This window comes from Chryseobacterium sp. LAM-KRS1 (assembly GCF_013184525.1).
GTDB classification, from domain to species: domain Bacteria; phylum Bacteroidota; class Bacteroidia; order Flavobacteriales; family Weeksellaceae; genus Chryseobacterium; species Chryseobacterium proteolyticum.
Map to the genome: position 1 here is coordinate 280640 of NZ_JAAOIZ010000003.1, position 12398 is coordinate 293037.

Here is a 12398-nt window from a genome sequence, read left to right on the forward strand (position 1 = left end):
AAACATCTGATCATATTTCGAGGTTTACTCAAGCTGAGATGCTAAATGTTCCCACTCCTGTAAAGCCAGCTCCAGGTCTGCTTTTACTTTATTATATTTTTCCAGGCTCTCTTCTGAAGGATTTTCTTTTGCAAAAGAGGCTTCCATTTCTTCAGATTGAGTTTCCAATTCGGAAATCCTTTCTTCTACTTTCTTTATTTTGTTCTGGATATTTTTTTGCTCCTTACTTACAAATCCTGATTTGGGCTGAGATACTGTTTCAGTTTTTTCCGGTGTTTCAACTTTTGGCTTAGCCTCTTCTTTTACATCATCATTATGAAGCTTTGCCTTTTCCGCAGAAATTTCCCTGATGGATTCTTTTTGTCTGTACTCCAGATATTCGTTGATATCTCCCAGAAATTCTTTCATTTTCCCATCCCGGAATTCAAAGATCTTATCACAAAGACCCTGCAGGAACTCCCTGTCGTGAGAGATTACGATCAATGTTCCTTCAAACTTTTGCAATGCCAGTTTGATGATCTCCTTAGACTGGATGTCAAGGTGGTTGGTCGGTTCGTCCATAATCAAGGTATTGAACGGACGCAATAACAATTTACATAATGCCAGACGGTTTCTTTCTCCACCCGACAATACTTTGGTTTTCTTGGTAACAGCTTCCCCCTGAAATAAGAATGATCCCAGCAAATCTCTTACTCTAGGTCTGGTTTCTTCCGTAGCAGCATCTTCCGCTTCTTCCAGAACCGTTTTATCCGGTGTTAATACTTCTTCCTGGTTTTGGGCGAAGTATCCGATATTTACATTATGTCCTAAATTCCAGGTTCCTGTGTAGTCTTTGATTTCTCCTGCAAGAATTTTTGCCAAAGTTGTTTTACCCTGTCCATTTTGCCCTAAAAGAGCAATCCTGTCTCCACGTTGGACCATAAAGTCTACGTTATCGAATATTTGCTTATTTCCATAAGCTTTTCCAAGATTTATAGCTTCAAAATTAACTTTCCCGGGAACAACCGATTGTACAAAACGAATATTGAATTTGGAAACATCTTCATTTTCCACCTCGATACGTTCTACTTTCTCAAGCTTTTTAATCAACGACTGGGCAAATGCGGCTTTGGAAGCACTTGCACGGAATTTATTGATCAGGTCCTCGGTGTGTTTTATTTCGGCATCCTGATTCTTTTTAGCCTGAATCAGCTTTTCTTTTCTGTCTTTTCTGAGTTCAAGATACTTGGTATAATTTGCCTTATAATCATCAACCTTTCTGTTATTAATATCAAAAGTTCTGTTACAAACAGAAGTCATAAACTGTTTATCGTGACTCACCAGTACAATCGCTCCAGGATAATCTTTAAGAAAGTTTTCAAGCCAGATGATGGATTCCATATCAAGGTGGTTGGTAGGCTCATCGAGAAGCATTACATCATTCTTTTGAAGAAGCAGTTTTGCCAGCTCTATTCTCATTCTCCATCCTCCGGAAAACTCATCCGTAATTTTCTTAAAATCATCTGCTTTAAAGCCTAACCCGAATAATACTTTTTCCATATCGCCTTCCAGATTGTAAGCATCATGGTGCATTAAGAGGTCGTTTAACTCAGTCATTCTGTTGATCAAATCCGTATAAGAATCACTTTCATAATCTGTTCTTACCGTCATCTGATGATTCACCTCCTCAAGTTCATTTTTCCAGGCATTGATCTGTTCAAAAGCCTGCATGGTTTCATCCCAAACAGTTCTTCCTTTCACAAAATCCAGATCCTGCTTTAAGAAACCAATGGTGATATTTCCATCAGGGACTACATTTCCTTCGTAGAATGTAATTTCTCCGGAAAGCATTTTCAATAAAGTGGATTTCCCAGCTCCATTTTTACCTACTAAACCAACTTTATCATCCTTTTTAATTGTGAAATTCACATTTTGAAACAAATAGTTTCCCGAATGATGTAACCCTAGACCTTGAACCGAAAGCATTTAATGATATAATTTAAGAATTAATACTGAATATTTTTCGGGTGCAAAAATACGGAAAAAGAAATGAATAGACCAGAAATAAAAAAAGCCTCCTGCATGCGGCGCTTTATTACATAAGTTTCAAGTAAAAAAGGGCGAACATCTGATTTATCCGTTTACTTAATAAATAATAGACCGTATCCAATCATCATTGTTTGGAATATTACTTTCATAAGCAAAATCTGTAATGGCCATATCTTCCGGAAAAAACATTTCGGTCCGGAGAGCAGAATGAAAGTTATTATCTAAGGATTTACACGGAACATTCAGTCCACTGTTTATGATCTCCTTATACATTAAAGCTTGTGATTTTTGAAGTTGCCCTTTTTTATATAAACCGAAATTGGCTGAAATATGAATATAGCATGCAAGCTTTTCATAATCATATAAAGGTTTCTGGCCTGATTTAAGATTAACTGCGTATTTTTCCAGCTCATTATAAAGGGTTTCCAAATAAAAATGTTCCGGATCTAATGTAAAATCACTTTTACTAAAGTCAGTGATAAAAACCGGAGCCACGGAATTTGTCTGCATGAGCATTAAACTCCCGTACACTTTTGAAAGATCATTATATACCATTTCTTTTTCAACATATGCCTGGGACAGGATATCCCCCTCATCGATCCGGTGATTCCTTAAAGGTATATCCCATATTTTATTTTCTTCTGTCTCTTTTACATGAGAAACATAATCATTAACATCTGAAACCTCAAAATAATTTCCTGAAATATATACCGATTGTGAGCTATTAAGATACCCACCACCAACATCCGCATGAACGCCCGGAACAAAAATTTCTTTCCAGACGCATTTTTCAGTCATAAATTCGGAATCATTCATAGTACGGGAGTTCTCAAAAAAACCGGTCAGCGGAAAAAAATACCGGCACTCGTTCATCGCACATAAGTGAAGGGCATTTTCCACTCCTTGCGATAACTTTACGTGGTATTGGTTAAATGGAGCTGATTCTACAGTATCGAACACTCCAAGGAACTTTATTTTTATATGCCCTGAAATTGAAGGCCCCAGCTTTAACAGTTCATAGCAAAAATTCCTCGCCAGCATACCTCCTCTTCCAAATCCATAAACATAAAACTGATATTCTTTGGTTGTGTCTCTTATTTTATCTTCAATAAAAGCATATGCTTTCCGAAGTTTATCATCCGAAGAATAGCCGGAATATCCTGTAGGATTTTTACAGGTAGCCTTTGCAAAATCACTGTCTTCGGAGCCTGTTATTGTTCCTATTCCTTCTACATATAATTTTTCATTCCCGTCGAATACTTTAAAAAGTTTATATATATTGGTTGGCAAAGCGTGATAACTTATGTGATCCGTCAATGTTTTTTTATCTGAAGTTGCATTGAGCCCGTTGCTTCCTGCCCCATCAAAAAAAATTCCGACGGATATTATAGTATTCTCCATAATAACAATTTTAAACATTTACCCTCTGCACATTTAACAGTAAGCCTTAAAAATTTTAGCTTTCAGCAGGATAAACATTTCAAATTAACCGTGAAAAAAAATGGAATAGTAGAGTAAAAGCTACCAAATAAAAAATTCCGTATTTCTACGGAATCATATTTTTTCTATTGAATAAATATGATTGATGATGGCATAGATCACAATACCAACTGTATTTTTAGCTCCGATCTTTTCAAGGACTCTTTGGCGGTGGCTTTCCACTGTTCGCGGGCTTATAAAAAGTTTTTCCGCAATTTCATTATTGGTAAACTCCTGGCAGATGAGTTTTACAACATCTTTTTCACGCTCGGAAAGTTCATCTTCCATTTCAAATAAGGATTTCTTTTTACTGGAAGAATTCATATATGAAAAAAGCATTTGATGATCTTCTGCCGTAAAATAAACTCCGTTTTTATGTACCATGGTAATGGCCTCAATAAATGTTTTTTTATTGGAATTCTTCGGAAGGAAAGCAGACACGCCCAGTTTTACCATATACCCCAAAATGGAACTTTTATAATGAGAGGAAAGAATAATAATCTTAAGATCTGGATATTTCTCTTTAAGAATTCCCACCAACTCAAAGCCGTTCATAGGTTGCATCTGCACATCCACGAGGGCAATATCCGGAAAACTATTCTCCGCAAGACTTTCTAAACTATTTATAAAATCGGGACCGTTATCTGAAGTAAGGGTCACGGAAATATTCTGCTCGTTTGATAACAGTAACTTTATTCCCTCGAGAATTAACTGTTCATCATCTATCAGTGCTATTTTAATCTTGGAATTCATTGTTGCATGGAATTTTAATAATTAGACGACTTCTTTTACCCGGTACATTCTTCCACTTATGGATGGCATTAATGGATTTGATCCTGGATTCAATATTTTTGATGCCCATCCCTTTTTTTACCAGGTTATAATCAAACCCATGTCCGTTATCTGAAACCACGAGTGCTGTAATTTTCGAATAATCTTTAAGATAAATCCAAATCTTCGTGGCTTCTGAATGCTTGATAACATTGGTCGTAAACTCCTGTATAATCCGGTAAAGCTGAACCTCAATAAATATATCTTTCTTTTTATAATGAGATGCCACATGTAATGAAATATTGACCCTGTTGGACAGATTTGCAATCAGTTCTTCGATGTATAAGACAAGTCCTACCGATTCCAGATTCACCGGATAGAGGGAATGAGATATTGTCCTTGCTGAATCGATAAGGGCAGACATTTGCCCGTTGATGTTCTTTTTGATCAGTTCATCGCCTTTTGTATCGAGATTATTCAGCCACAAAGAGAGAATATTGAGTCTGTTTCCCATATCATCATGAATCATCACGGCAATCCTTTTCCGTTCTTCCTCCTGGGCCTTAATATTTTCCAGTACAAGCTTTTTCTGATGAAGGACTTCAGCTTCATGCTGTACATTCTTTTCTTTGATGATCCGGTCGACAAAAGTTTTGTATGCCAACAAAATAAATACTACGATAATTGCTATGGTAACAATTATAAGTATTAAAAAATCAATATGTAAGGTTATTTCTTTAATTTGATAAAAGTATATATAAATGAACCATACAAAATGCTTGACAATATATTATTGGTTCCTAAAATTGTATAATAATCATCTTCTGACAAGGTGGCTATCTGATGTTGAATGATAAAAATAAAGACTGAAACAGAGTAATAGAAAAAAATACAGGCATCCACCAGTATAAACCTGTTGATGGCTTTATTATTTTTAATTTGTTGCAGTAAAATAGATCCTGCAAAGCAAATAATGATGATGTTGGAAGTTACTTTTACAACATCATCATTAAAGCAAACCTTAAACGTTTTATTCATCAGTAAAAAACCGAGAGAAAGAACCGCTACCGGAATCCATCCGTATTTAGATATTCCCAGCTTTCTAATGAATAAACTTGTCAAAAGGAAAAATTCGCCAGCTATATAAATAGGGTACAAAAATGAAGTATCCTTGTAATGCAAAATAACCGTTAAAAAATTAGTGGCCGCTTCAATGAAAAAAAGAAATCCGATATAAAAAACATATTGTTTTTCTTCTTTTTTAAGAACGGAATACTTTGCTATCCCAAAAATAAGGGAAACAAGAAGTAAAAAATTAGTGATACCCCACGTAGTAATAAAATAGCCGTGCATTTATTGTTCTATAATTGACAAATTGGAGGACATGGCCTGGACCAGTCGTAGGTATTGGAAATAACTTCTACACTTCCTGTATTTTGCAGATCTTTATAAAATGAAATAAAGATGAGTGTTACCAATGGTCTCTGATAAATTTCAGAAAATTTAATTCCGAAAGAGCATATGATGTAGCTCAATCCTTCTTTGGATGGACACAAATCTTCAACAGGTACATAGAATCTCTTAAAAATCCTTGCTCCTTTGAATTCATCACATTCCCTGTAAAACCAGGTAGATCCTTCATCTCTCCAGAGCTCAATAGCAGCAACAGCTTTATCCTGCTCCATTATCGGCATATTAGCTACCGGTAAATACATATCCGCTGTTTTATCTACCTGCTGAAGTTCCTTGGAAAGAACGGCGTTTTTTACTAATGTATATTCTTTGGTTTCTACTAAAGTAAGATTCGATGTAAGTTCTGCAAGAATACTGTATGGATATTCATTAACAGCAATTTTTTGTCCGTTGATATCAAGAGGGCAAAGGATCAGTACAAGCTGATTTTTGTATACCCCTATTTCAGAACAAAAATCATCACATTTATTGTTCTTTTTTAACCAATCAATCTGATCAAAGGAAAGGGTAAAAACATAATTGGGGGGAATAAGTTTTTTTATCGTTGAGTAATCTTTAGAACTGGTATCCCATGCGGCGATTGCAGCGGCATACTCTTCTCTGTTGAAAATTATCATATTTACATGGTTTTAGTGGCATAAAATTATGTAAACTAAACTACCTATGCAAATATCCCATCTATAATTGAAGATTTATTAATATTTTTAAATATATAAGAATAGCCTATTCAAAGGCTTTTCCAAAGGAAGTGCTATTGTTTCTTTTCAAGCAGACTTAATAGTTCCTCACTGTAATATGGTAACAGCTTTGTTGCCTTTCTTTGATGTAATAAATCCTCCCGGCATTCGCATAAAATTTCAACACCTTTTCAAGGGCAATTTCCATTTTAGGATTATACTTCAGGACATCATTAAACCGTATATAGGAGATATCAAAAGAGTTACCGTAGTTGTGGGAGCTGATTCCGAGGGAAGCATTGGAGTTTACTCGTCTTAGCCTGCATTGATCCTCAAGCGTTCTTGTCATGGATGAAACCGTAAAAGTATGTCCTTTTGTTTCTTTACTGAACCTGGCTCCCATTTTCTCGAGTGTTGTTTTTGCCTTGGAAACCATATAAGGCCTACTATAATCCAGTTTTTGAACCCGATAACCTTTTCCTGACTTTTTTATTTTATGAAATTTTCCACTGTTGATGTATTTCTGAACCGTTTTACTATTTGTTAATAACTTTACACCAAAGCTCCTTGAAGCGTCTAGATGTGGCTTATAAAGCGGAGTCGGCTCTACCTTTAAAACCTCTGCAAGATCGTAACAGATCCCTATTTTTTTTGAAGATTGCCCATAATGAAAACATCCTATAAAACATCCAAAAATCAAACAAAGAATTTTTTTCATTCGCCGTTTTTTTTAATTAAAAAAATGAAAAATAAACATTTATGCAATGTAGTTCAACCATAAGAGATGTATATTTAAAATATATACTTCAATAAATCCCATATTACATTATCATATTCACACTCGTTAATCAATTTAATTTAATTCTTTTTAAAAATTAATTTGAAAATCTGAAATTTAAACTATAAATTTGGTTTCAATATAAAAATAAACATTATGATAAAAAAACTTTTTGCTGAATTTTTCGGCACATTTTGGCTTGTTTTTGGCGGTTGCGGTAGCGCAGTCTTTGCCGCCGGAGTTCCCGATATCGGTATAGGTCTTTTAGGTGTTGCTTTAGCATTTGGTCTTACAGTGCTTACTATGGCATACGCTGTAGGTCATATATCAGGTGGACATTTTAATCCTGCAGTTACTTTCGGCCTTTTAGCCGGAGGAAGATTTCCTTTCAAGGATCTGATTTCATATGTTGTCGCACAATGTCTCGGAGCAATTGCAGCAGCAGGATGTCTTTACATTATACTGAATGGAGCCGGAGCTTTCAGCGCCGAAGGGCCCGGAGCCTTTGCAACGAATTTCTATGATATGCCAGGTTATAACAACAGAAGCTATTCAATGGGGGCAGCTTTCTTAGCAGAATTTCTGTTAACAGCTTTCTTCCTTATCGTTATTATGGGCGCAACGGATAAATGGGCTAATGGGAAGTTTGCAGGAATCGCTATTGGTCTTGCTTTAACCCTGATCCATCTGATTTCCATCCCAATTACAAATACTTCTGTAAATCCTGCAAGATCTTTGTCTCAGGCATTATTCGTAGGAGGAGCTGCCATGTCCCAATTATGGTTGTTCTGGGTCGCACCTATCCTTGGTGGAGTTGCCGGTGGGATAATTTATAAGTTTTTACTTCAGCGGTCAGACAATGAGGTCGCCGCTTAATCATAAAAAAATCCTGTCAGATCTGACAGGATTTTTTATTTTCTTTTTTTAATATCGAACGGGTTTTTAAAAATCAGTTCTTCATGTTTTCCTTTAACTTCCATTTTTTTCTGAAGTAAATTCAAAGCCATTTTCCGGATAAAAAGGTCTTTATCATTAAGCTTCCAGTAAGAATCCATATGTACCTGTACCGGTTTTTTAATGTGATAAAATTCCGTTTCCCATGTATCCTCATTATGATAAAACTCAATAAGCCCACAATGTTCCGGAATCTGTTCATGATCGACCATCCCCATAGGAAGGAGAAAGCTGAATGCGTTACAAACATAATCACCACATGAGATTTTGTCGTGTTTTAAAAATTTTTCTCCTGTAGATGCATTCTGATAAGATTTTTTGAAATCATTCTTAAAATCACTTTTAGAGAGTTTAATCTCTATTTCATGGCTTAGCCCCACAGCATCAATAATCAAAATATCAGCTTCCCAATCTGAATGAAAATGATTGGTTAAAACAAGTTCTTTCTCAAAGTCACAATGAGAATGAATGAATGCATGAACAAGTTCTTCAATTTTTAGCATATTTCTTTTGGGCATAAGGTTGGGAACGAGAGATTTCAGTGGGTAAGCTCTGGAAACTTTGAGATGAAATCTAAGGCTTGCACATTACGCATACCTCAGCTCACCAATAAACTGCATCCCCTGATATCTGAATGATCTATCCTTCCGAGGATCTGAAATTTATTTTTCGGAAGCATCTTACCCAAATCCTGAGTCGCAATAAAGGAGCAGGAATGAAAATTCGCCAAATCGATAATATTTACAGCACCTGTTCTTCCTTCTTTTTCATAGGTTAAAGGGTCTTCAGCATTTCTCACCAACACCCTCATCCATTTCGGACATTCATACTCGTTATTTCCTAAAGAGTACGCTTGTGATAAAAGTTCTGTCATAGAATACTCGGAATATATGGCATTGGTGTTAAAACCTTTTTGTAAAATCACCAACAGTTCATCTTTTGTCATTTCTTCTTTACGTCCCTTCATTCCTCCTGTCTCAATTATTATAAGATTTTTAGAAAAACCAATCGGCTCATCACCTCTTTGGGAGGCACAAAAATCCAGAAAATCTAAAAGCGCAAAAGAAACCCCGAAAAGAATTACTTTTTTACCCTTCAGAATTTTTAAAAGTTCAAATAAATCAGCATGATTGTATAAAAAATATCCGTTTTCAGACTGGGCAGAAACATTCATTAAGTAATCCACCATATAAATCAGAGAAGAATTTTTCTTTTCCAGGTAGCTCGGAAGAAGGCCAAGAAATATAAAATCTTCAGGTTTTCCGATAAACTGTTCAAAACTCTTATAAATACTTTCCCTATACAGATTTTCATTAGCAATGAAATGTTTTGACAAATTCATCTGCGTGGTTCCGGAGCTTTGAAAATACAGATCAGCGACTACTCTTTTGTCGAGGATCTGATGATTTTTAAACATCTCAATGGGCAAAAATGGAATTTTTGTCACTGTGTCAACAGTGTCAGGATCAATTTTCAGGTAATCTACAAATTTCCTGTATACATCAACATTTTCATATTGATAGCGAAATGTTTTTAATGAAGCATTTAAAAAATCCTGTTCAGTTCGTATGTTGAATATATTTTCCAATTTTCTAAATTTTTAACATTCTTTTGATCTCATTTTTAACCGGTTATCCTTACAACATTCTTTTTTAATATTTTTTTAATATAAATTGAAATTTTTGGTCAAATTCTTGCAATACTATTTTCGGAATATGGATTAAAAACAGAGTGAATTTATTCATTCGAAGATTACCTCTTTTAGAGGTAATTTTTTTTTGCCTTATCATCAAAAGTTTTTAATTCAAAATCTTTTTCAAAAACCCCGTAGGTAAAGTAAGAAATCCAATCTCCGAGATTGATGTATTTAGCTTTATGTTCGAGATCTAAAACCATGGGAAGGTGACGATGTCCATAAATGAAATAATCAATTTTCTCAGTTTTCAATTTTTCTTTTGAATAGATGATCAGAAACTCTTTATCCTCTCCTAAAAACGCTTTATCCTCTTCACCGGAAATCATTTTATTTTTCTGGGAAAGATATAATGCAATCTTCATGGCAATATCAGGATGAAGCCATTTAAAAGCCCATTGTGCAATAGGATTGGTGAATAACTTTTTCATTCTTTTATATCCTTTATCCCCCGGACCCAAACCATCTCCATGGGCAAGAAGGAACTGCTTGCCACCCATTTCAAAATATTGCCTCTTATAGAATACAGTACATCCGATTTCCTCTTCCAGATAATCTTTCATCCATAAATCATGATTTCCCACAAAGAAGTAAACATGAATCCCACGATCCTTCAGTTCAGCAATTTTTCCTAATACACGAACGTATCCTTTGGGAATAACATATTTCCATTCATGCCAGAAGTCAAAAAGGTCACCCATTAAAAATAAAACCTGAGCATCTTCCTTTATCTCATCCATCCAGCGTATAAACTTCTCCTCACGAACCTTGCTTTGTTTAGGATCAGGAGCGCCAAAATGCTGGTCGGATGCAAAATATACTTTTTTTCTAGGTTGTAAATTGATGGTTGTCTTTAGCACCGGTTGAGTTTTTTATTGAATACAATTATACATTATCTTCTGCAAACCATTCCCCGTAAGAGTTTTCAGTTTCATGAAGTTTAAGATAAGCTAAAGAAACCTCAGCAGGAAGCTTAGATTTTATTTTAGCAGCGATAGCATACAGCATATTTTCGCATGTAGGCTGGAAATTACAATAGATTACTTTATGCCCTCTTTCTTCAAGATCTTCACCCAGTTCCTTATGCGGCGATAATCCGTTGATCAATACTGCATGATCCCAAACATCTACAATTTCAGATTTTACGATACTTTTAATATCACCAAAATCCACTACCATCCCATTTTTAGGGTTTTCCAAATCATTAATAGGCTTTCCTTTCACTGTTACAAACAGCTTATAGGAATGTCCATGCATATTTTTACACTTTCCATCGTAATTATACAGCACATGTGCTGTTTCGAATGTAAAAATTTTTGTAATACGTATCATGATGCAAAGATAAGGAATTTGGGCTGAGTATGGGCCACATGCCAAGGAGTACAATCAAATGAACGGTGATATTTAAATCTTCTCAAGCCAATCACTTTTCAGCCTTTGAATCCTTTGTGTTTTAGAATCAATAAGAACCCAAAGTGTTAATGAATCTACCACAAGCTCTCCATTACAATAAAATTCAACTTTCCTGGGTTGCCTGATTCCTTCAGGATTTTTAGGATATGTTTTTACTATAATAATATCATTCAGATATACTTGCTTTTTGTATTGGATATGATGATCAAGCAGCATCCAGATATCTTCAGGGTATTCAGTTAAATGCTTTACAGAATCCCAATGTTCGGTTGCAATTTCCTCTACCCAACTCACATATTGTACATTATTGACATGCTTATTCTGATCTATATTTTCTTCTGTTACCTTGATCTGCTTTTCATACACTAGACTCATCTCTCTTCAAAATTTATCCAAAAATAAGGCATAAAAAATAAAATCTGCCAAAACAGGAAATACCTTTCCTGTTTTATTATTTTAATTTGATCAAAAAAAACAGAATCGAATAAATCCGATTCTGCTTTTATATTATAACTTAAAAGTTTTTACTTAGTTTTTGCAGCCGGTTTAGTGGCTGTTGCAGTAGCTCCCAGTTTGGTTTTTACAGCCGGTGTAATATCCTCGCTTCCGTCTGTATATACCAGATTGTTGGCTCCCTGCGCTGATGAAGTATCAAATACATAGCTCAGATTTCTTTCTTTTGCTACAGCAGAAATCGCATTTTGGATTTTTTGCTGTACCGGAGTAAATAACTCGGTCTGTTTAGCAGAAACCTCCTTCGCCGCCTGACCTCTGGCATCTTCTATCTTTTTACCTAATGTCTGTAATTCTGTTTGTGCAGCCATCAGCTCTTTGGTAACAGCCTCTTTATTGGCTTCACTCAATGTCTTCTCTTTATCTTGAGCTGCCTTAAGTCTGGTTTGATATTCTGTGATCAACTTCTCAATTTCAGCCTGCTTGGTTTTAGTCAGGTTATCAATAGTAGAGGTTACCGTTTTCACCTCAGACATACTTGCAAAAATATCATCAGAGTTTACATGGCCAATCTTCTGTTGAGCGTGAGCAGCGTTAGCCGTTAGCGTAAGTCCTGCTGCAATAAAAAGCACTTTAATTAACTTCATTTTCTTATTAAATTGTTTGAAAAACACTATTT

At 35.3% G+C, this 12398-nt stretch carries 14 protein-coding genes; 1 reads left to right on the forward strand and 13 read right to left on the reverse strand.

Annotated elements, in window-relative coordinates; genetic code table 11:
* Window positions 1-24: 24 nt before the first annotated feature.
* The 7 genes from G9C87_RS08810 to G9C87_RS08840 form a co-directional block, all read right to left on the reverse strand.
* Complete coding sequence (locus G9C87_RS08810; protein WP_172280210.1) at window positions 25-1965, reverse strand: ABC-F family ATP-binding cassette domain-containing protein; 1941 nt, start codon at window positions 1963-1965, stop codon at window positions 25-27.
* A 159-nt stretch (window positions 1966-2124) separates the two neighbouring features.
* Window positions 2125-3429 (reverse strand): T6SS phospholipase effector Tle1-like catalytic domain-containing protein, encoded by a 1305-nt coding sequence (locus G9C87_RS08815; protein WP_228456989.1) that lies wholly within the window; start codon window positions 3427-3429, stop codon window positions 2125-2127.
* A gap of 153 nt (window positions 3430-3582) precedes the next feature.
* Window positions 3583-4260 carry a response regulator transcription factor gene (locus tag G9C87_RS08820; protein WP_172280212.1) on the reverse strand — a complete coding sequence of 226 codons (678 nt, stop codon included), beginning with the start codon at window positions 4258-4260 and terminating at the stop codon, window positions 3583-3585.
* Window positions 4244-4942 carry a sensor histidine kinase gene (locus G9C87_RS08825; protein ID WP_228456990.1) on the reverse strand — a complete coding sequence of 233 codons (699 nt, stop codon included), beginning with the start codon at window positions 4940-4942 and terminating at the stop codon, window positions 4244-4246. The genes G9C87_RS08820 and G9C87_RS08825 overlap by 17 nt, the downstream gene beginning before the upstream one ends.
* A 65-nt stretch (window positions 4943-5007) precedes the next feature.
* Window positions 5008-5631: a hypothetical protein gene (locus G9C87_RS08830; RefSeq protein ID WP_172280214.1), complete on the reverse strand. Its 624-nt coding sequence runs from the start codon at window positions 5629-5631 to the stop codon at window positions 5008-5010.
* An 8-nt stretch (window positions 5632-5639) separates the two neighbouring features.
* Window positions 5640-6368, reverse strand: coding sequence for a hypothetical protein (locus G9C87_RS08835; RefSeq protein WP_172280216.1), 729 nt, complete (start codon window positions 6366-6368; stop codon window positions 5640-5642).
* 157 nt (window positions 6369-6525) lie between these two features.
* Window positions 6526-7146, reverse strand: a complete 621-nt coding sequence (locus G9C87_RS08840) for a DUF5715 family protein (RefSeq protein WP_172280218.1) — start codon at window positions 7144-7146, stop codon at window positions 6526-6528.
* A 219-nt stretch (window positions 7147-7365) separates the two neighbouring features.
* Here G9C87_RS08840 and aqpZ point away from each other — a divergent pair, with 219 nt between their 5' ends.
* Window positions 7366-8082 (forward strand): aquaporin Z, encoded by a 717-nt coding sequence (gene aqpZ, locus G9C87_RS08845; protein ID WP_172281032.1) that lies wholly within the window; start codon window positions 7366-7368, stop codon window positions 8080-8082.
* Window positions 8083-8117: 35 nt separating this feature from the next.
* On the opposite strand, the gene G9C87_RS08850 is transcribed toward aqpZ, so the two are convergent.
* From G9C87_RS08850 to G9C87_RS08875, 6 genes are all read right to left on the reverse strand, one after another.
* Window positions 8118-8663 (reverse strand): hypothetical protein, encoded by a 546-nt coding sequence (locus tag G9C87_RS08850; protein ID WP_172280220.1) that lies wholly within the window; start codon window positions 8661-8663, stop codon window positions 8118-8120.
* A gap of 95 nt (window positions 8664-8758) precedes the next feature.
* Window positions 8759-9748 (reverse strand): acyl transferase, encoded by a 990-nt coding sequence (locus G9C87_RS08855; protein ID WP_172280222.1) that lies wholly within the window; start codon window positions 9746-9748, stop codon window positions 8759-8761.
* Window positions 9749-9921: 173 nt separating this feature from the next.
* Window positions 9922-10713, reverse strand: a complete 792-nt coding sequence (locus tag G9C87_RS08860; protein WP_172280223.1) for a UDP-2,3-diacylglucosamine diphosphatase — start codon at window positions 10711-10713, stop codon at window positions 9922-9924.
* 25 nt (window positions 10714-10738) lie between these two features.
* Entirely contained in the window at window positions 10739-11185 is a 447-nt protein-coding gene (locus G9C87_RS08865) for a 6-pyruvoyl trahydropterin synthase family protein (protein WP_172280225.1), read from the reverse strand.
* Window positions 11186-11257: 72 nt separating this feature from the next.
* Entirely contained in the window at window positions 11258-11641 is a 384-nt protein-coding gene (locus G9C87_RS08870; protein ID WP_172280227.1) for an acyl-CoA thioesterase, read from the reverse strand.
* A gap of 149 nt (window positions 11642-11790) precedes the next feature.
* The gene (locus G9C87_RS08875) at window positions 11791-12366 is read right to left on the reverse strand and encodes an OmpH family outer membrane protein (protein ID WP_172280229.1); all 576 of its coding nucleotides are present in this window, start codon (window positions 12364-12366) and stop codon (window positions 11791-11793) included.
* Window positions 12367-12398 lie beyond the last annotated feature (32 nt).